This is a genomic window from Caulifigura coniformis, from assembly GCF_007745175.1.
In the GTDB taxonomy this organism is placed as follows: Bacteria; Planctomycetota; Planctomycetia; order Planctomycetales; family Planctomycetaceae; genus Caulifigura; species Caulifigura coniformis.
This window is the reverse complement of record NZ_CP036271.1, coordinates 6,699,989-6,720,278: the sequence shown is the minus strand read 5'-3', so window position 1 is coordinate 6,720,278 and position 20,290 is coordinate 6,699,989. Positions and strand designations below refer to the sequence as shown.

13 protein-coding genes are annotated in these 20,290 nt (G+C 63.9%); 11 read left to right on the top strand and 2 right to left on the bottom strand.

Features of this window, described 5'->3' with window-relative positions; translation table 11 throughout:
- Window positions 1-10 precede the first annotated feature (10 nt).
- Complete coding sequence (locus Pan44_RS26990; RefSeq protein WP_145034832.1) at window positions 11-2,194, bottom strand: hypothetical protein; 2,184 nt, start codon at window positions 2,192-2,194, stop codon at window positions 11-13.
- A gap of 758 nt (window positions 2,195-2,952) precedes the next feature.
- Here Pan44_RS26990 and Pan44_RS26985 point away from each other — a divergent pair.
- Window positions 2,953-4,800: a sulfatase-like hydrolase/transferase gene (locus tag Pan44_RS26985; RefSeq protein ID WP_145034831.1), complete on the top strand. Its 1,848-nt coding sequence runs from the start codon at window positions 2,953-2,955 to the stop codon at window positions 4,798-4,800.
- Between the two features lie 344 nt (window positions 4,801-5,144).
- On the opposite strand, the gene Pan44_RS26980 is transcribed toward Pan44_RS26985, so the two are convergent.
- A complete protein-coding gene (locus tag Pan44_RS26980; protein ID WP_145034830.1) occupies window positions 5,145-6,302 on the bottom strand; it encodes an AraC family transcriptional regulator in 1,158 nt (385 codons plus the stop codon).
- 203 nt (window positions 6,303-6,505) lie between these two features.
- Between Pan44_RS26980 and Pan44_RS26975 the strand changes: the two genes are divergently transcribed.
- The 10 genes from Pan44_RS26975 (at window position 6,506) to Pan44_RS26930 (ending at window position 20,267) form a co-directional block, all read left to right on the top strand.
- Window positions 6,506-6,703 carry a hypothetical protein gene (locus Pan44_RS26975; protein WP_145034829.1) on the top strand — a complete coding sequence of 66 codons (198 nt, stop codon included), beginning with the start codon at window positions 6,506-6,508 and terminating at the stop codon, window positions 6,701-6,703.
- A 123-nt stretch (window positions 6,704-6,826) separates the two neighbouring features.
- Window positions 6,827-7,852 (top strand): DUF1559 domain-containing protein, encoded by a 1,026-nt coding sequence (locus tag Pan44_RS26970; RefSeq protein WP_145034828.1) that lies wholly within the window; start codon window positions 6,827-6,829, stop codon window positions 7,850-7,852.
- Between the two features lie 215 nt (window positions 7,853-8,067).
- Window positions 8,068-9,165, top strand: coding sequence for a pectate lyase (pelA, locus tag Pan44_RS26965; RefSeq protein ID WP_197453707.1), 1,098 nt, complete (start codon window positions 8,068-8,070; stop codon window positions 9,163-9,165).
- Between the two features lie 49 nt (window positions 9,166-9,214).
- Entirely contained in the window at window positions 9,215-12,055 is a 2,841-nt protein-coding gene (locus tag Pan44_RS26960; protein ID WP_197453706.1) for a DUF5060 domain-containing protein, read from the top strand.
- A gap of 71 nt (window positions 12,056-12,126) precedes the next feature.
- Window positions 12,127-13,422 carry an MFS transporter gene (locus tag Pan44_RS26955; RefSeq protein WP_197453705.1) on the top strand — a complete coding sequence of 432 codons (1,296 nt, stop codon included), beginning with the start codon at window positions 12,127-12,129 and terminating at the stop codon, window positions 13,420-13,422.
- Window positions 13,419-15,128 (top strand): cyclase family protein, encoded by a 1,710-nt coding sequence (locus tag Pan44_RS27695; RefSeq protein WP_197453704.1) that lies wholly within the window; start codon window positions 13,419-13,421, stop codon window positions 15,126-15,128. The genes Pan44_RS26955 and Pan44_RS27695 overlap by 4 nt, the downstream gene beginning before the upstream one ends.
- 60 nt (window positions 15,129-15,188) lie before the next feature.
- Window positions 15,189-16,286: an isocitrate/isopropylmalate dehydrogenase family protein gene (locus Pan44_RS26945; RefSeq protein ID WP_145034825.1), complete on the top strand. Its 1,098-nt coding sequence runs from the start codon at window positions 15,189-15,191 to the stop codon at window positions 16,284-16,286.
- Window positions 16,287-16,334: 48 nt separating this feature from the next.
- Entirely contained in the window at window positions 16,335-18,476 is a 2,142-nt protein-coding gene (locus Pan44_RS26940; protein ID WP_145034824.1) for a hypothetical protein, read from the top strand.
- Between the two features lie 200 nt (window positions 18,477-18,676).
- Entirely contained in the window at window positions 18,677-19,672 is a 996-nt protein-coding gene (locus Pan44_RS26935) for a DUF1559 domain-containing protein (RefSeq protein WP_145034823.1), read from the top strand.
- A 214-nt stretch (window positions 19,673-19,886) separates the two neighbouring features.
- Window positions 19,887-20,267 carry a carboxypeptidase regulatory-like domain-containing protein gene (locus Pan44_RS26930; protein ID WP_145034822.1) on the top strand — a complete coding sequence of 127 codons (381 nt, stop codon included), beginning with the start codon at window positions 19,887-19,889 and terminating at the stop codon, window positions 20,265-20,267.
- Window positions 20,268-20,290: the final 23 nt, after the last annotated feature.

Genomic DNA, 20,290 nt, shown 5'->3' with positions numbered 1-20,290 from the left:
TCGAAGACGCTCATCGCGCTGCAGCGGCGAGCGCCAGCCGGCGGCGATAAATCACGCTGTCTTCTCCGGGCAGCAGGATCATCAGGACGGCCTCGGTTGGATCTTCGCTGTCGATCCACTGAAAGTCCTCCAGGTCGGCGCCGCACGTGGGCGATCGTTCCCGGACCAGGCCGAACAGCCCGAAGGGACGAGTGACGGCACGTTCGTAGATCAGGCTGGTGTCCAGAAAACTCCTCTGACAGGACGTCGCGTTTCCGATCAGGTGGATAAAAGCTTCCGGAGATTCGGCGACTGGCGCGGGCGTCACCGTGTTCGGAGCCGCCTCAGGTTCTGGATCGCCGCACTTCGCGGTGCGATTGCTGAATCGGACGTAGACGGCCGCTTCGGGGAGAACTTCGTGAACGAGCTCGGCGATCTTTCGCCTCCCGTCCGTCGTGACCCACGTCAGGTTCTCGAGTTCGGACCACCGGATCGTCTGCAGCGGCGCCGAGTTGATCCGCCCGTCGTCGCCGAAGGTCGTCTCGCGAAACAGCCGGGGCGACCACTGGAACATCGGTTCGAGGAGCTCATAACCGCCGGTCACCTTCCCGGAATAGCGCAGCGGCGGCTGGTTCGACTGATCGTCCCCGCCCCGCACGGTGGTCCACGGAACGAGCGGATTCGACGCTCCGTTCCATCCCAGCAGCGGGCGTTCGAAATCGAGCCGCAAAGACGGTCCCAGCGACCGTCGATGGATCGCTTCCGTTCCCGCATACCGCTGCTCGAACCGCGAAACACGACAGACGCGCCCGATGCGGTCGAGATCGGCCACCGACACCGAGCGCGCGTAGTCTTTGGCTCCCAGCGCGCCCTGAGAAACTCGCATCGTCGCCCAGGTTGTCGCTATGGCCACGCACGGGAGGAACACCCACGTCATCTTCCGCATGCCCAGCCGCCCCAGAACGAAGTAGTCGACCGGGCCGATCAGCATCAGGCAGGTGCCCAGCAGCAGGAAGATCGTGATCGGCGAGATCCGTCCCACCTCCGGGGAATTCAGCGGACGCCGCATCTCGGCGAGCGGCCTCTTCACCGGAACGAACGGGTGGAAGGCGACCGTCGCCGCTGTGCTGGGCGGCGCTCCGATGGTCCATTTGCCGGTCGACAGAATCGACGACTGGACGGCGTCGCGGATCCCGTACAACCACAGCAGATCCTGCAGCCAGGCGCGGGAATCGATCTTGGCCGGCTCCGTCAGGCAGATGACCCGACCGCATCCGATGCGTGCCCGAAGGGACGTTCCCCCCGCCGCGAACTCCGGGATGCCTTTGTCGGAAAACGTCAGTGATGTTTCACCCGGCTGCTCGTTGAACAGTTCCCGCCACGCAGGACGCAGATTCTCGGGGACGGCCATCGTCGCAATGAGGCAGGCGCGCCCGCCCGCACGAATCCAGGTCGCCAGCGACTGCCACTGCGGGGGCCGCAGTTCCCGCAGGGATTCGGGTGAAACGACGACCATGTCGAACGCCGTGAGCCGCAGCGGGTCGAGCGGAAAATCGCGGCTCACCACTGGAGTGGTGTTGGTGACCAGCTGCGACGCGTGCAGCGGGAAGTCGTGGAAGTTCGCCAGCTGAAAGATGTCGGCGACCTGCGGCGTCTGGCTGTCGCTGCGAAAGCCTGAAATCCGCGTCACGTTCTCCGGCGCAACGACGCCGACAACAAAGTTGCGCGACCAGGTCGACTCCACTGGCAGATCACGCTGGTCCATCAGGATCGTGCGATCCTCCGCTTCGAACGCGATGCGGAGATTGAACGGATCGCGGCCGTTGTACAGCGGAGACGGCGGAAGGGTCAGCGGGAACGAGAGGACCTCGTTGTTGACGGCCAGCTCGTGCGATCTCCAGCTGCCGACGTATCGCTCGGCAGCGTAGATGTCGCAGAGCAGCCGGCCCTCGAGCAATCCGCTCCCGTTCCACTGCAGCCGGACATTGAGGTTGAGCGGCGCCTGGGTGCGCAACGTCTCGAACATCGGAGTCAAGGAGATCTTCAGCCGGGGATCGGAAACGAGCCGCGTCCCCTTGTCGAAGACGAACCCGCCCGCCTGCATCTGGCTGACCGTGAGGTCCAAGTCTTCGCCGGACGTCTCCTGGCCGCGGCCCGGGTGAGGCGAGAACAGAATCAGCAGCCCGAGAGCGATCGGCAGCCAGCGCATCGTCATCGATCGAGCCCTGTCCAGCGTCGAGTCCACCCCGTCCTCCCCATGGCCGCTGCATGCGATTCGCTGATCTTACGCCAACCCGACAGAAAATGCGGGGCCCGATCCCGCGAATGTTCCCGCCTCCTGCCTCCCGAGTACCCAGGGCGAGTCACTTTTCACAATTAGGTCGTCTGTTGTCACTGCAAGTCATGTTGCGGCAACGACGAACTGGCCCATCCTGAAAAAAGTGACCAGCCTTGCGCGCAACTCTCAGGCACGGGCAGGGATCGGGACCACTGCGGAGGTGTTTGACGTCGAGGGGAGCAAGGAGGGCGCGTTGTGTGGGTGGTCCTGTACTCCTCGCCCTCTTTTCCTGCGGAAGTTCAGTGGAAGGATCGGGAGAGCGTGGGTGGTGCGGACAGGGAGCCGGCCGGGCCGAGTTGTGTGACGACGGGTTGGTGGTGGTTGTGTTCATGGGATCCTCCACTATGACGGGGGCGGTTGCGCGGGGGGGCCCGGTACTCGGTACTCGGGAGTCGGGAGTCGGGAGTCGGGAGTGCGTTGGCGGGTGGGGATTGGGGCGGGACGCGTCACTTTTTCACAGTCGGTCGTCTCTCGTCACCGCAGGTCATTTTGCGGCAACGGCGCAACCCAACGATGAATTGGCCCATCTTGAAGAAGTGACCAGCCCTGCCCGAGTACCGGGCACCGTGCCCTCGAATCCCAACTGCGGTAAGCTGTTCCCTCGATTCCCGCGCGCCGCCATCGAGGACTGATCCATGAGACTGGCCCTGAGTTTTGTCCTGCTGTCTCTGTTGGCCGGACCGGCCTCTGCCGCGGAGGAGTCCAGGCCGAATGTGCTCTGGATCACCTGCGAAGACTTGAGCCCCATCATCGGGCCCTACGGCGACACCTTCGCCACGACGCCCCACCTCGACGCCTTTGCGACAAAGAGTCTCCGCTACAAAACCTGCTGGTCCAACGCCCCGGTCTGTGCACCGGCCCGGACGACATTGATCACCGGGATGTACGCGACCTCGCTCGGGGCCGAGCACATGCGCAGCGAGGTGAAGCTCCCGCCCGACTGGAAGCTTTACCCCCAGGTCCTCCGCGACGCCGGCTACTACTGCACGAACAACTCGAAGACCGACTACAACGTCGTCCCCAACGGCAAGGCGTGGGACGACTCTTCGAACAAGGCGCATTGGAAAAACCGTCCCGATGGAAAGCCGTTCTTCGCGGTCTTCAACAACACGGTCACCCACGAGAGCGGCGTCCATAAGCGAAAGGAACTGACGCACGACCCCGCAAAAGTGCGGGTCCCCGCGTATCAGCCCGACCTTCCCGAGATCCGCGAGGATTGGGCTCAGTACTACGACAACGCGACCACGATGGACGCATTCGTCGGCGAGCGGCTGAAGGAACTGGCCGACGCGGGACTCGCCGAGGACACCATCGTGTGGTTCTACTCGGATCATGGCTGCGGACTCCCGCGGAGCAAACGCGTCCCATTCAACAGCGGCCTGCACGTGCCGTTCCTGCTCCACGTTCCGGAGAAGTTCAAGCACCTGCGCCCGGCAGACTATGTGCCCGGCGGCGAGACGCCGCGCCTCGTGAGTTTCGTCGACTTCGGACCGACGCTGCTCAGCCTGTGCGGCGTAAAGCCTTCGGCCAACATGCAGGGGCAGCCGTTCCTCGGAAAGTTCAACGCGGAGCCGCGGAAGTACCTGTTTGGCTATCGCGGGCGGATGGATGAACGGGTCGACGTTGTGCGCAGTGTGACGGATGGACGCTACGTGTATGTCCGCAATTTCATTCCCGAAAAACCGCAGGGAGGTTACCTCGCCTACATGTACCGGCAGGCCGGTGTGCAGGCCTGGCGGGCGGCGTTCGAGAAGGGGGGGCTTCCTCCGCAGCACGCTGCGTTCTTCCTTCCGAAACCGGCTGAAGCACTGTTCGACCTGCAGAACGACCCGGATGAAGTGAACAATCTCGTGTCGACTGCGGAGGGACGCCGGATCGGCGATCGCCTGGTCGAGGCGCTGGGTGTCCATTTGAAGGAGTCGTGCGACCTTGGACTCCTGCCGGAGTGCGAGATGCACGACCTGGCGGATGGCCGCCCCCCGGTGATGCTGGCCGAAACCGCCTCCTCCTGGCTTCCCGCGCTCCTGGACCAGATCCTTGTCCCCGCAAAGTCCGATGCGGAAGCGGCCGTCAAGAATCGGAAGGGGCTGGAATCGTCGATTCCGGCCTGCCGGTACTGGGCCGTGCTGGGGCTGATGAGCCAGGGAGAATCGGCGGTGGCCGCTGAGAAGTCGCGACTGACGTCGCTTCTGTCCGATCCGTCAGCCAGTGTGCGGATCGCGTCGGCCGAAGCGCTCGGCCGGTTCTGCGGAGCCGAAGGACGCCGGGCGGCACTGCCGGTCCTCACGGAACTTTCCAATCCACGAGGCCACGGCGTCGTGACGGCCATTCTCGCGCTGAATTCGATTGACCAGCTCAGCCCGCTGCCGGCCGACGTGGTCGCCCAGCTCAAGGCGAACAGCCCGCTGCCGGAAGGAACGCCCCAGCGAATGCGGGAGTACGTCCCGCGGCTGATCGAAAGAATCACCGCCCGCGCGGAGTAGGCTTCAGGAAGGGTTTACCACAGAGACACAGAGAAGGGGAGAAGAGGGAGATTGCGGGTGGAGGGATGAGGCTCCGTTGAATGGCGAGTGGATTTTTTTGAGGAGAAGGAAGGAGGGGGCAGCGGCGCTGCGAGATCGCTTGGAGAGACTCTCTGTCGTTGCGGAGAGGATTGGAGAAAGAAGAAGAACTCGGCTTGAAGAGGATGGTCGCCGAGGAGATTGACTGCTCCTTTTCTTCAGTGGGGGCTGAGGCTTCACCGGAGGTCAGCCCTTTAAGCCGCGAACTCCCTCTTCTCCGCCCCTCCGTGTCTCTGTGGTGAACTTTTTCGCCCACGAAAAGCCCGTCACCCCTTCGCTTCCAGCCGGAAGTCGCGGGCGCTGATCCCGGTTCGTTTGCGGAAGGCGACGCTGAGGTATTCCGGATATTCAAAGCCCGTGCGCTCGGCGATCACGCGCAGGCTGAGATCGGTCTCCGCCAGCAGTCGTTTCACCCGGTCGATCCTCACGTTCAGAATGTCGTCGTGGATCGTCGACCCGAGCGCCTTCTTGTAGCTCCGCTCCAGCAGCGTGCGCGAGGTGCCGGCCGCCTGCACCACGTCGCTGACCGTGATTCCGTCGCAGGCATGGTCACGGATGAACCGGACGGCCGCGGCCACGTGGGGATCGTTCACGGCGACGACGTCGGTCGATTGCCGCGTCGCCACCCCGAGCGGAGCGATCATCCGCGTGCCGGGCTCGATGAACTTTCCGGCCATCAGGTCATCGAGAATCTGGGCTGCTTCGTACCCGGCCCGCCGGGCGCTGGGAATCACGCTCGACATCGGCGGATCACACAGGTCGCAGAGCAGTTCGTCGTTGTGCCAGCCGATGACGGCCACCTGCTCAGGAACCTGGAGCCCCAGCTCACGGCAGATCTCGAGCAGTTGTTGTCCGCGGACGTCGTAGCAGGCGGCGACGCCGACAGGCTTGGGCAGCTTCTTCAGCCAGGCGGCGAGGCGCGTCCGTTCGCGATCCGGGTGGTGCGCGTCTTCCACGTTGACGGGAAAGAGAAAGCAGGCGGCTCCTCTGGCGTCGGCGTGCTGCTGAAAATTCTGGGCGTGCGAGTGGGCCCAGGGAAACCGGGCGTCGCCGCAGAACGCCAGGGTCTTGAGACCCCGTTCGAGCAGGTGATCGACGGCCAGCTGCATCGCGAGCCTGCTGTCGGAAATGACGCTGACTGCCTCCGGCATCAGCCCCGTGGCGCTGACGTTGACGGTGGGGACCTTCTTGGCCCGAACGGCCTCGGCGATTTCCTCGGTCTCGATCCGCGCAATGATGCCATCTCCCGACCAGTTCTTCAGCCAAGCCACCGGAAGCTGCCCACGCCCCTGTTCGGTGAGCTGGATCGACCACGAGAACCGTTCACGGATGAAGCTGTGGATGCCATGCAGCAGCTCGCGCGCATAACGGTTGGACGACTCCACGAGCAGAGCAACATTCTTCCGACGCCTCGTCCGAGCCATGCTGTTCGCCAGTTAAGGCCGATTTCATCTCCACGCGAACGGAAAGTCGCATGAAAAATACGCAAAATCTCATCGGCAATAGGTGTGCAGCGAAAGACAATCACTGACGCGCCGAAGTCATTCTCTACTTCTGGACGACGCCGGCGCGACTCCTCCGACATTACAAGCAACAGCCTCTTTCCGCACTCAAGAAGGCGATGCTGATGACCGGATCTCACTGGCGCAGGTTGAGCGTGATGCTCGTCGCCGGAGCGGCGCTCTCGGGTTGTTCCGGGCGTCCGCCGGACACGCTGACGGCAGATCAACAGGCAGCGCAGGATGCCGAGGACAAGGCCCGGCTGGCCGACGAGGACAGAGCCGAGGCCGATTATCAGAAGAACACGCGCAAGCGGAAGCGGTAGTGCTGCGTCGTCGTTTCGCGGGCTCTGACAGGACCGCTGGTCGAAAGGCACGCTCCGCGGCGGACCAGCCGGGCTGAATGCGTTTCTCGTCGTCGTTTCGCTTCCCGTTATCGGAGGTTTCGCATGTCGACTGCGCGACGTCGTTTCGGATTCACGCTGATTGAGCTGCTGGTGGTGATCGCGATCATCGCGATCCTGATTGCACTGCTGCTGCCGGCTGTGCAGCAGGCCCGCGAGGCGGCCCGGCGCACCCAGTGCAAAAACAACCTGAAGCAGTTGGGGCTGGCGCTGCACAACTACGCCGATGTCCACAAGAGCTTCCCGCCGGGCTGTGTACAGATCTATCCCGATCCCACCACCGGAGACCAGAACGTGGACATCGATACGGGGAACTGGGCCTGGAGCGCGTTCCTGCTGCCGCAGATTGACCAGGCTCCCCTGTTCAATCAGCTCGATATTGGCAGGCTGCCGATGCCCCAATCGCTGGACATCCCCGCGAACCTTCAGGCGATGCAGAAGCCCATGGAGGCCTTCCGCTGCCCGACGGACACCGGGCCAGTTCTCAACTCGGCGCGACAGTTCATCGGAGTCACCAACACCACAAAGCAGTCGACCGCGCTGTCGAGCTACGTTGGCGTGAACAGCAGCGGCGAGCTCCGGCGCAATCCCGGCGCTCCATCCGGCGCGGCCAATGGCGTCTTCTTCGTGAACAGCTCCATCTCATTTCGAGACATGACCGACGGAACCAGCAATACAGCGGTGGTGGGGGAGCGATGCTGGCAGATGCACACGACGAACGCGTCTTCGCAAACGCTGAATGCGGGCGTCGTTCTGGCAACGCGCGGAGTTCGGCAAAACTCCGAGAAAGGTCTGGCCGACGCAATGGGCTGCGGACGGTACAAATTGAACTTCACCGCCTACTGGCCAGCTCCCGGCGGAAGCCAGGCGACGGCCCGGCGCGTATTCGGCAGCCGCCATACGGGTGGATCGCATTTTGTGCTGGGAGACGGTTCGGTCCGCTTTGTGAACGAGAATCTCGACGCGGACATGGACCAGTCCATCCAGACGCTGAGGACAGACGGTGTGATCGATTCCACCTGGGAACGGCTCCTCGCTCGAAATGACGGGCAGCCGATCGGAGAATTCTGAAAACGCGGCCGGATTGACGCCCGGAGGTGGATCTGTGCGGCCAGGTTCTTCCTTTGAGCGACAGCCTGTCTGGGGGAGGAGATGTGACGCGCGGAGCAGAATCCTTATGGACGGAGTTCGCTTGCCAGTGCGTCTGGTGGATCCGGTGCATTGCGCTGTCATTGGCAATCGCGTCGACTGCGCCTGTCCGTGTCGCTGACGCCGAAGATGACGTCGTGCGATGGCAGAGCGGATTTCGCGATGGGATCAAACACTACCGGGATCAATCGAACCGGACGGACTATGCGCGATATCGCGAAGAGCAGACGCGCGAAATCGCGGACAATCTGCTGCTCCACCAGCGGGCGAACGGGGGCTGGCCCCCTAACTTCGATCCTCTCCGAATCCTCACGCCGGACGAGCGACGTGAGACCGCTGAGGAGCACTGGCGGGAAGACACCAGCCTCGACAACCACGCGTCGTATCCCAACACGGAATTCCTCGCATGGGCCTATTCTGTCACCCGGAACGAGCGACATCGCGACGCGGCGGTTCGAGGTCTCGAATTCCTTTTGAAAGCGCAGTATCCGCACGGCGGATGGCCGCATAGTTGGCCAAACAAGAGAGACTATCGTCCGCACGTCACGATTGTGGATGGCGTGATGGTCGGCGTTCTGACGACATTGCACCGGGCGGCGGACCGCCGTGAACCTTTTCAGGCATTGCCTCCCGAACTCGCCGCCCGAGTCGGCGAGGCGGTTGAACGTGGCGATCGATGCCTGCTGGCGCTCCAGGTGAAACGCAACGGGGTCCTGACGGGCTGGGCCTCACAGTATGACGAGATCACGCTCAAGCCGACGCAAGGGCGAAGTTATGAGTTGCCCGCGCTGATCAGTAGCGAGACGGTGGGGGTGCTGGAATACCTGATGTCTTTTGACACTCCGACGGCAGAAATGGAGGCGGCCATCGAGGGCGGTGCGCGGTGGCTCGAAGAATCGCAGATTCGTGGCCTGCGGATCGTTCGCGTCGAAGCGGAGACCATCCGCTATCAAAACCACACAAGCCGCGATGACGTAGTCGCTATTGAGGACGCGACGGCCCCGGTGTTGTGGGCGCGATTCTATGACCTCGAAACGAATGAGCCGGTCCTGGCGAATCGTGACGGGCTGCGGGTCAAATCGCTTGCCGAAGTCGAGCGGGAACGTCGGACTGGCTATTCGTGGTACGGGGGCTACGCGAGCCATTTTCTGAAGACAACCTATCCGGCCTGGCGGGCCGCGCGATTGAAGGATGGGGGAGCAGAGGCTGCAGGAACAGTCTCGCGAACGAAGTAACGGCGAAGTCTGCCTGGCATCCCGATCGACTGAACAAGAGAACGACACAATGGATCGCCTGATCGCGTTGATGATGGTCCTGGTTGCAATGCAAGGGGCGCAGCTTGTTGCCGGTGAAACGCACTATCCCGGCGCTCATTGGACGCCGACCTCTGCGGCCGAGGTTGGCCTCAGCGAGGAGCGGCTGGAGGCCGTGGCTCAGTCGCTGGGAGGGCGGGGCTGCATCCTCAAAGACGGACGGCTCGTTCACAGCTGGGGGGACCAGGCCGAGAAGAGCGACTGGTATTCGTCGGCCAAGCCAGTGCTGTCGACCTTGCTCATGTTTGCCATGAAGGAAGGGAAGGTCGCTTCGCCCGACGCCAAGATCGCGGACTTCGGGTGGGAGCTCTCGCCGAAGGACCAGTCGATGACGTTCCGTCACCTGGCATCGATGACGAGCGGCTATGCCCGTCCCGAGGCGCCGGGCGCGGCGTGGGCCTATAACGACTTCGCGATCCAGCTCTACCAGAAGACGCTGTTCGACAAGGTGTTCCAGGAAGACCCGGATGCGTGCGCGAACTCCTCCGAGCGATTCGGCGCGCTGCAGCTGGAAGATGGGCTTACGTTTCGCAAAACGAACCGGCGACTGAGCGCGTCCGTGCGCGACTTTTCACGGATCGTGCTGCTGTGGATGAATCACGGGAAATGGAACGGCAAAGAGATCCTCCCCGCGCAGTACTTCGTCGACAACATGAAGCCGCAGGTTCCGAACTCCCTGCCGAACACCGTTCCCGCGGAGACCGACGACTACCTCAAGATCGCCTCGTATGGGGGAGGCTCGGATCATTTCTCGACCGCCGGTCCGGGCGTTTACGGGTTCAACTGGTGGTTCAACGCGACCGGCCCGCAGCATCCGGACCAGCGGTTCTGGCCCGATGCGCCGGCCGACACGGTGATGAGCCTGGGACATGCGGGAAACAACTCCGTCATGATGCCGGGCCTGGGGCTGGCCGTGATCTGCGCGCAGGGGGACTGGGGCAAGTCGGAAGCGGGGAAGCGCGATTCCGTCATCAACCAGCGGCTGCGGCTGATTGCATGGGCCGGTCAGCTCGTGAAGCAGGAGACGGCGAAGACGCCGGCGAAACGGCATGTCGAGGAATCGCTTGAACAGAAAGGGGTGGTGATCTCGGGCGAGCGGAAGCAGTGGCACCGGGTGACGCTGACGTTCCGCGGGCCGGACACTTCCGAAGCGGCGACGCCCAACCCCTTCTTCGACTACCGCCTGAACGTGACCTTCTCCAACGGCGACAAGAGCCTGGTTGTTCCGGGCTACTTTGCGGCCGATGGCGATGCGGCCAACAGCGGAGCGGAGAGCGGCAACTGCTGGCGGGTCCATTTCCGGCCCGTGTCGACCGGCACTTGGACTTACAAGGCCTCGTTCCGGTCGGGACCGGAAGTGGCGGTTTCCGATGATGCGGCCGCCGGGATCGCGACCGCGTTCGATGGCGCGAGCGGGTCGTTTGAATGCGGTCCGAGCGACAAGCAGGCCCCCGATTTCCGGGGAAGGGGAACGCTCGACTATGTGGGACAGCGGTACCTGAAGTTTGCCGGGGACGGGACGTGGTTCCTCAAGGGAGGCGTCGACAGTCCGGAGAACTTCCTGGCGTACTACGAGTTCGACCAGACCAAGCCAACGCACCGCTACCTGCCGCACGCGCTCGATGCGCGGGCGAGCGACCCGACCTGGCGCGATGGTCGGGGAGGCAATCTCACAGGGGCGCTCAACTACCTGGCGTCGGTCGGGCAGAACTCGGTCTACATGCTGACGATGAACGTCAAAGGGGACGGGAAGGACGTCTGGCCGTGGACCTCGATGGACGAACGCGTGCGTTACGACTGCAGCAAGCTCGACCAGTGGGAAGTCATTTTCGACTACATGGACCAGCTCGGGATGATGCAGCATTTCGTGCTGCAGGAGCAGGAGAACGACCAGCTGCTGGATGGCGGGGACCTGGGACCCACGCGGCGTCTGTACTTCCGCGAACTGATCGCCCGGTTCGGACACCATCCGGCGATCACCTGGAACCTGGGGGAAGAGAACACGAACACGACCGAACAGCAGAAGGCGTTCTGCAGGTACTTCCACCAGCATGACCCGTATCGACACATGGTCGTCGTGCATACGTTCCCGCGCGACATCGAGCGCGTCTATTCGGCGCTTGTGGGCGATCCCGATGTCGATGGAGCGTCGCTACAGACGAACAAGACCCGGCATTGGACGAAGGAATGGATCCGGCGGTCGGCCGAGGCGGGGCGGCCGTGGGTCGTTTGCCTGGACGAGATCGGGCCGGCGAACACGGGAGTGAAGCCCGATAAAGACGACTTCAACCACGACGATGTGCGGAAGGACCACCTGTGGGGACACCTGCTGTCGGGCGGGGCCGGTGTGGAATGGCTGTTCGGTTACAACTTCGCGCACAACGACATCAACCTGGAAGACTTCCGCAGTCGCGACAACATGTGGCGTCAGACGACGACGGCGATCGAGTTCTTCCAGAAGCACCTGCCGTTCACGGAGATGGCATCGGCCGATCAATACGTCGGATCGCCCGAGACCAGCTGCTTCGCCAAACCGGGGCATCTCTATGCCCTGCAGTGGCGGGGGGGTGAGAAAGAGTTCCGGCTGTGGCTGCCGGAGGCCCGTTATCGCGTCGAGTGGTTCAATCCGCGGCGGGGCGGCAAGCTAAGGGCCGGAACGATCCCGGGCATTGAGGGAAAAGGGGCGTTCAGCGACCTGGGAACTCCGCCGAGCGACGTGGAAAAGGACTGGATCGCTGTCGTGACATTGGAGGGGAGTGCGCCGAAGAACGTGTCGCCGCCTCCTGCGGCGGCGGTGACGAAGGTTCCGTAGATCCCGCGGACACAGTTGTGGAGACAGTTGAGCGGACACAGCAGAACAGACACCGAGCGTCGGTAGACCTGATGTCGAACGAACTGACCGTCGAGCAACGAATGGCGACTCCGCTTCCGAAGCGGGCGTGGCTGGTCGTTGGCACGTTCAGCCTGTCGCTCCTGCTGTATGTGGATCGGGTCTGCATCTCGGCCGCGGAAGGGCCGCTGTCGGGAGAGCTGGACCTCAGCCGCGAGCAGATGGGCTGGGTGATGTCGGCGTTCGCGCTGGGGTATGCGTTGTTCCAGGCGCCATCAGGCTGGCTGGCGGATCGCTATGGACCGCGGCTGGTGCTGACGCTGGTGGTCGTGTTCTGGTCGATCTTCACCGGGCTGACGGCCGCGGCGACGGGGTTGATATCGCTGCTCGTGGTTCGATTCCTGTTCGGAGCAGGGGAGGCGGGAGCGTTCCCGGGGATTGCGCGGGCGGTGTATGCCTGGATCCCGATGCGCGAGCGGGGCCTCGTGCAGGGAATCAATTTTTCAGGAGGCCGGCTCGGGGCGGCCTTCGCGCTGCCGCTCATGGGGCTGCTGATTGATGCACTGGGATGGCGGGGTAGCTTCGTGCTGCTGATGGTGATCGGGTTCGTGTGGGCGATCGCCTGGTTCGCATGGTTCCGGAACGATCCGGCCGACCATCCGGGAATCACGACGGAGGAATTGGCGCTGATCGCGTCCGACCGACAGCGCGCCGGCCGGAGTGACGATGCAGGAGCAACCTCGCTGCTTCCGTTCTCACGATCGGCGAACCTGTACCTCCTGAGCGCACAGTACTTCTGCAGCAACTTCACCTTCTTCTTCTGCCTGACGTGGCTGTTCCCGCACCTGAAGCAGACGTACCAGCTGACGTCGACGCACGCCGGCTTCCTGGCGGCGGCGCCGTTCGTGGCAGGCGCCATCGGGAACTGGTTCGCGGGCTGGCTCGTCGACTCGATCTACCGCAGAGGGAAGTGGGAAGGCTCGCGGCGCTGGCCCGCGATCATCGGCTTCGTGCTGGCGGCCGTCGGCGTGGCGGGGTGCGCGGCGGCCGGCTCGGCAATCTCCGCGGTCGCGTGGCTGAGCGTCGCGGTGTTCGGCGCGGATATGACTCTCGCCCCCTCGTGGTCGGTCTGCATTGATGTCGGCCGGCGGCGGGCCGGGTTGATGTCGGGCGTGATGAACATGACGGGCAACCTGGGCTCGTTCCTCACCGGGATCGCCTTTCCGTATCTCCAGCTCTGGACCGGCTCGGACCGCACGTTCTTCTACGTCGCGGCCGCGCTGAACCTGTTGGCGGTCGCGGCCTGGATGGGGATTGATCCCCGGAAATCCGTGGAGGCGAACTCATGACGCGCCGCCGCGGGATCTGCATCGGGGCTGGCTATTTCAGCCAGTTCCATCTCGACGCCTGGCGCCGGATGGAGGATGTCGAGATCGTTGCGCTCTGCGATGTCGATGAGGCCAGGGCGAGGGAGGCGGCGAAGCGGTTCGAGATTCGTCATGCGGTGAAAGACCTGTCCCAGGCGCTGAAGCTGGGCCCTGTCGATTTCGTCGACATCATCACCCCACCGGCGAGCCATCGCGCGCTGGTCGAACAGGCGGCCGAAGCACAGCTGAACATCATCTGCCAGAAGCCGCTGGCCCCGGATTACCGGACGGCACGGCGGATCGTGGAAGAAGCCGCGCGCCGCGGCGTGCGGTTCATGGTGCATGAGAACTTCCGGTTCCAGCCGTGGCATCGCGAGATCCGAAGGTTGATCGACGTGGGGGCCGTCGGAGACCGGCTGCATTCGCTGACGATGCGGACCCGCCTCGGCGATGGCTGGGGACCGGACGCCTATCTCGCGCGGCAGCCTTATTTCCGCGACATGCCGCGACTGCTGGTGCACGAAACGGGAGTCCACCTCATCGACCTGTTCCGTTTCCTCGGCGGCGAGATCGTCGAGACGTACAGCGTGCTGCGACGGCTGAACGACGTCATCGCCGGGGAAGACACGGGATTGCTGACGTTCCGAATGAAGGGGGGAGCGGTCGCGGTGTGGGACGCGAACCGGTTCAACGACAGCACGGCGGCCGACCCGCGCTACACCTTCGGCGAGATGCTGGTCGAGGGAAACGGCGGATCGATCCGGCTGGCGTCCGATGGCGGTTTGACGGTCCAGCCCCTGGGGGGACGGGAGACGACACACGCGTACACGCACGTCGACCGTGGCTTCGGTGGCGACTGCGTCTATTTCACGCAGCGGCATTTCATCGATTGCCTGAACTCGGGCGCGGAGTTCGAGACGAACGGCGCGGAATATCTCAAGACGCTGGCCGTGGTCGAAGCGGTCTACCAGTCGGCCAGGGAGAACCGGCCCGTCGCACCCGGCGGAGCGAGGAGCGGTTCGCGGCGGTTCGTCGATCTGTCACTGCGGATCGACGAATCGCTGCCGAACGCTTCGGTGACGGATTTTCGAACACTCGAACGGGACGGCTGGAACGCGACGACGCTCACCCTCTATTCGCACTGCGGAACGCACATGGATGCGCCGCGGCATTTCCTGGCTGAAGGGGCGACGATCGATGAGCAGGCGCTGGAAGTCTGCTGCGGTCCGGCGCGCGTGATCGACCTGACGCCCACGGCTCCGAAACAGTTGCTGACGGTCGACGACTTCGGCGTGGTGGCTGACCTCATCGGGCCGGGCGACCGCCTGCTGCTGCGGACGGACTGGCACAAGCGGTTTGGAACCGACGACTACCGCAACGGGCTGCCGCGGATCTCGGCGGAGCTGGCACAGTGGCTGGTCGATCGCGGCGTGGCGCTGGTGGGAGTCGAGCCCCCGTCCGTCGCGGATGTGAACGACATGCGGGAGCTGACCGAAGTCCACCGGATCCTGCTGGGCGGCAACGTGTGCATCGTCGAAGGGCTGGCGCATCTCGATCAGCTTCAAAGCGACGTTGTGGAGTTCATGGCGTTTCCGCTGCGGATCTCCCGTGGCGATGGTTGCCCGGTTCGGGCGGTGGCGTACGAGTTCGTGAGCGAGTTCAACAGGTCCGCTTTTCCATCGAGCTGATTCATGAGCCCGAACATGACAGGTGCGGTCGCGACGAGAACGGAGCCAACGGCCGCGACCATGGCCAGGCGATACCGGATCTCCGTCCTTCCGGGAGATGGCATCGGACCGGAGATCACGGAAGCGGCCCTGTCCGTTGTGGAGGCGGCCACGCGCGGCCTGAGGGGCGTGCAGCTGAAATATGACGAGCACGACGCGGGGGCCGATCGCTACTGCCGCACCGGCCAGGCGCTCCCGGACGAAGTGCTCGCCGATTGCTGCCGCGCGGACGCCGTGCTGCTGGCGGCCATCGGCCTGCCGGACGTCCGCAAGCCCGACGGCACGGAAGTGCAGCCCGACATGATGGTCGGCCTCAGGAGGGCGCTGGGTCTCTATGCCGGAGTTCGCCCGGTCAAGCTCTACCCGGGAGTGAAGTCTCCGCTGAACACGGCGGAGGCCGGAATCGATCTGGTCATCATCCGGGAGAATCTCGAAGGGCTGTTCGCCTCGTTCGGCGGGGGATGCCTCGTCAACGACGAGGTGGCCACCGACACGCTCGTCGTCACGCGGGAAGGGACGCGGCGCGTCGCGGAGTACGCGTTTCAGCTCGCGGCGCGGAGAAACGGACGGCCGCTCGACGGGCGGAGATCGGTCACCTGCGTCGACAAGGCGAACGTGTTTCGCAGCTTCGCGTTCTTCCGAAAGGTGTTTCTCGAGGTCGCCGCGCGTCACCCACGGGTGACGGCCAACTGCGCGTATGTCGACGCCATGAGCCTCTTCCTCGTCCAGGATCCCGCCGCGTATGACGTGCTGATGATGGAGAACCAGTTCGGAGACATCCTCTCCGACCTCGGGGCCGGCATCGTCGGCGGACTCGGAATGGCGCCCTCATCGGAAATCGGCGACGGCCGCGCCCTCTTTCAGCCCTCGCACGGATCGGCCCCAACGCTCGCAGGACGTAACATCGCCAATCCGCTCGCAATGATCCTGTCGGCCTCCATGATGTTCGACTGGCTGGGAGAGCGGCACGACGACTCCGAGATGACCGCCGTCGGTCGCCGGATTGAAACCGCCGTCGAGCGGATGCTCAGGCACACCCCCACAAGAACACCCGATCTGGGCGGAAACAATTCGACGACCGACATGGCCCGGGCGGTCATCGACCACCTGGACTGCTGACAATTCTGATTTCCATTCGATCCTTCAGCTCGCGGGAACGACATGCGCTTGAACTGGATTTCTCTGCTGGCAGTCACGCTGGGAACATGGACCAGCATTCCCGCCCGCGCCGCGGAACCGGGGACGCCTCCGTCGGGCGCGAACCGCGAGGCGACGGTCGAGCTGTTCCGGGATGACTTTTCCCGGTTTCCCCCCGGGATGCTCTCCCGCCCCCTCGGCTTCATTAACGGCGCGATCCAGGAGTATCACTACCTGGCGAATCGCGGCGTCCCTCTGGGGCCCTGGGGCAATTCCATCTGCTACATGGACTGCTGGGCGGCCGGCTCGGACGACGGGAAGCCTTATCTCGACCAGATCCTCCCGACGAAGGGGGGCCGGATGATGGCCCGGCTGTTCGCCCCGCTGTTCGTCACGGGCGAGCCGGAGTGGAGCGACTACACCGTCGAAGTCACGATGACGCCGAAGGCGACGGACGACATCGCGGGCCTCGTGTTCCGCTACCACACCAACCGCCATCACTACCTGTTCAGCCTGCAGGAGGGGAAAGCGCGGCTGGCGATCCGTATGCCGCTTGAAGACGAGTTCCGGGTCAGCCGCTTCCGGGAACTGGCCGCGGCCGACTTTGCCAGCAAGCCCGATCAGGCGTACCGGCTGAAGGTGGAAAACCGCGGGCCCGAGATCCGGGCCTATGTGGATGACGTGCTGGTCGTGAAAGCGACGAGCGACGAGTTGCTCTCCGGGAAAACAGGGATCACGGCGAACGTGCAGGCCCGTTTCCAGGACTTCCGCGTGACCGCCACATCCGAGGCCAGCGACGCCATCGCGCGCACGATCGCGACGCGGAACCAGGACCTCAAAGAGCTGCAGGCGCAGAATCCGCAGCCGAAGTTGTGGAAGAAGTTCTCGACTCCGCGTTTCGGCGCCGGACGCAACATGCGGTTCGGAGACCTCGATGGCGACGGTTCGCTCGACATTCTCATCGCCCAGAACATTCCCCAGACTCCGGACGACAAAGCAGTCGAGATCGGCTGCATGACGGCCCTCACGTCCGACGGGAGAATCCTCTGGCAGCGCGGCGAACCGGACCCCGGGAAGGGGCTGCTCACCAGCGATACGCCGTTCCAGGTTCATGACCTCGATGGCGATGGAAAGAATGAAGTCGTCGTGGCCAGCGAAAAGAAACTGCTCGTGCTGGACGGCAGGACGGGCGAAGTCCTGAAGTCGGCCGACACGCCACGGGTCGAAAGCTATCCGGCAGTCAACCAGAAAGTGCCGGACAAGTGGCCGACGAACGTGAGCAGCGCGGACTGTCTGGCCTTCGTCGATTTCTCGGGCAGGGGACACCGCGGCGAGATCGTGGTGAAGGACCGCTACTGGAACTTCTGGGTGTATGACAGCGACCTGAAGCCGCTGTGGAAGGGGCAGGGGATGACGGGCCATTACCCGTACGCGTTCCCAGGGGGAGAAGGAGGCAGGGACCTCCTGGCCATCGGATACGCGCTGTGGGACGGGGCGGGGAAGCAGTTATGGAGCGCGGACCCGGCCTTCAAGGATCACGCCGATTCGATCGTCGTCGGCAATTTCTCGGGCGACCCGAAGCAACCGCATAAAGCGTATTACTGCGGGAGTGATGAAGGTTTCATCGTCATCAATCACCGGGGACTCATCGAGCGGCACGTCCGCGTCGGCCATGCTCAGGCGGCGGCCGTCGGGAAGTTCCGTCGTGACCTCCCCGGCCTGCAGTTCATGACAGTGAACTTCTGGAAGAACCCGGGAATCGTTTCACTGTTCGACCACGAAGGCGAACTGCTGCAGCAGGAGGAACCGCATCACTGCGGCAGCCCCATGCTGCCGGTCAACTGGCGGGGAGACGGACAGGAATTCGTCCTGTTGTCGGGGAACGTTCGCGAAGGGGGACTGCTTGATGGCTCGCTGCGGCGCGCCGTGATTTTCCCCGACGACGGGCATCCCGACCTGTGCGCGGAAGTGCGCGACATGACGGGGGATGCGCGGGACGAGATCGTGTTGTGGGACCAGGACCGCGTCTGGATCTACACGCAGGACCGTCCGTTCACCGGCGACCGGATCTACGCCCCGAAACGCAACCCGGACTGCAACGACTCGAATTATCGCTGCAACCTGTCGCTGCCCGACTGGAAGCCGGTTTCCGCACGCCTCGGTTCCAACTGACTTCCCACCCGGACCGTGCAGTCCTGGGAACCTCGTGCAGGGCTCGTCAGTTTTCAGAAGGGACCTGTCAGTTCAGACATGTGGGAGGCAATGAGCTGGCTGACGAATGGCAGGACGCGTGTCGTGCCGTTCTCGATTTCACCTTGTGACGTTTCGAATGTTCATCGCTGATCCGGTTTTCACCTCGGGGGAGATGATCCATGTGGCGCCGCGCTCGTCGACCAGGGTTCACGCTGATTGAGTTGCTCGTGGTGATCGCGATTATTGCGATCCTGATTGCACTCCTGCTGCCCGCCGTGCAGCAGGCCCGCGAGGCCGCCCGCCGGACGCAGTGCCGCAACAACTTCAAGCAGATCGGGCTGGCGATGCACAACTACATGGATGTGCATCGCATGCTCCCGCCGGCCATGGTCCACAACGTGAACCCCGGCGTGCCGGTCGTCGGCAGCGGGCCAAGGGCCGCGTGGGGCTGGGGCTCGTTGATCCTCCCCTTCCTCGATCAGGGGCCGCTCTATAACCAGATGGGCGTCGGTTCGAGAACGCTGACCGAAATGCTGCAGAGCCCGACCCTCGCAATTCTGGCACGGACGCCCCTGCCGGCTTACCGCTGCCCGACCGACATTGCCCCCGCCGACAACAACGGCGCGTCCCGCGAGTTCGACAGCTCGTTCCGGCCGAACTTCCCGGACAACCGGGCCTATGTCGGAACTTCCAACTACATCGCCTGCGCCGGAACGCGAACCTGCAACTCCAACACCTACCTCACGCAGGCGCGCGACGGTCTGGGCATGATGCAGCCGAGCGGCTCCATCCAGCTGCGCGACGTGGTTGATGGCTCGAGCAACACCTTCATGGTCGGCGAACGCGACTGGATTGCCACCGCCGGCGGATGGGTCGGCGTGTCACGCTACGACAACGACGGCCGCAGCGCTGCGGGAATGGTCCTCGGCGCCTGCCAGAACGACGCCCGCCTCAACTTCCCGCCCAATCCTGGAAACGACTACGCCGAGAAGGCCTTCGGGAGCAGCCACGAAGGGGGCGCTCACTTCGTCTTCGGCGACGGACACGTCGGCTTCATCAGCGAAAACATCCACTTCGATTCGACGAACCAGACGGCCTCCGGACCGAGCACCCGCATGGGAACCTACCAGCGCCTGCTGCGTCGTGAGGACGGTCTGCCCGTCGGCGAGTTCTAAGGAGAAATTGAGGACGGCACCCGCTTCGTCAGTGCATTTCAGCCTGGGGTTGCGATGTCCAGCGCACTGGCGAGGTCACCGCCACCTTCACCAGCGCCGGTTCAACGCGTGAGTGGGCGGAACAGAACTCCGAAGCGGGGGAGCGACCATGGCTGTGACGTGTGTGCGGCGTGGGAGAGGGTTGTCCCGGACAATCCTGGCGGGAGGATTGCTGATGGCCGGACTTCCGCTGGCTGGCTGCAGCAAGTCCGAATTCGAACTCGCCGGGGTAACGGGCGTCGTGAGCTGCGACGGACGCCCGCTCCCGAAGGCGAATGTCGTGTTCCAGCCGAACGACGGAGTCGGCACGACCTCCATCGGCTTCACGAACGATGCGGGGGAGTATGAGCTCGTGTTTAGCCGCAAGGAGAAAGGGGCGATCGTCGGCGGGCACGAAGTGCAGATCAACGTCTGGCCCACCGAGGAGAACCCCAGGCCCATCAGGCTTCCGGCGCGGTATAACACGGCGACGGAGTTGAAGGCCGAAGTGATTCCGGGGGCGAACACGTTCAACTTTGATCTGGCGACCGACAAGTCGGCGAAGCGGAAGTCGTGAGCGCACACGGACTGTCAGGAGAA

Bases quoted from the DNA above. Each gene is read 5' to 3' on its own strand.
- Pan44_RS26935 (WP_145034823.1), top strand. From the start codon at position 18,677: ATGTGGCGCCGCGCTCGTCGACCAGGGTTCACGCTGATTGAGTTGCTC.
- Pan44_RS26990 (WP_145034832.1), bottom strand. From the start codon at position 2,194: ATGACGATGCGCTGGCTGCCGATCGCTCTCGGGCTGCTGATTCTGTTC.
- Pan44_RS26945 (WP_145034825.1), top strand. From the start codon at position 15,189: ATGGCCAGGCGATACCGGATCTCCGTCCTTCCGGGAGATGGCATCGGA.
- Pan44_RS26955 (WP_197453705.1), top strand. From the start codon at position 12,127: ATGTCGAACGAACTGACCGTCGAGCAACGAATGGCGACTCCGCTTCCG.
- Pan44_RS26980 (WP_145034830.1), bottom strand. From the start codon at position 6,302: ATGGCTCGGACGAGGCGTCGGAAGAATGTTGCTCTGCTCGTGGAGTCG.
- Pan44_RS26975 (WP_145034829.1), top strand. From the start codon at position 6,506: ATGACCGGATCTCACTGGCGCAGGTTGAGCGTGATGCTCGTCGCCGGA.
- Pan44_RS26930 (WP_145034822.1), top strand. From the start codon at position 19,887: ATGGCCGGACTTCCGCTGGCTGGCTGCAGCAAGTCCGAATTCGAACTC.
- Pan44_RS26985 (WP_145034831.1), top strand. From the start codon at position 2,953: ATGAGACTGGCCCTGAGTTTTGTCCTGCTGTCTCTGTTGGCCGGACCG.
- Pan44_RS26960 (WP_197453706.1), top strand. From the start codon at position 9,215: ATGGATCGCCTGATCGCGTTGATGATGGTCCTGGTTGCAATGCAAGGG.
- Pan44_RS27695 (WP_197453704.1), top strand. From the start codon at position 13,419: ATGACGCGCCGCCGCGGGATCTGCATCGGGGCTGGCTATTTCAGCCAG.
- Pan44_RS26970 (WP_145034828.1), top strand. From the start codon at position 6,827: ATGTCGACTGCGCGACGTCGTTTCGGATTCACGCTGATTGAGCTGCTG.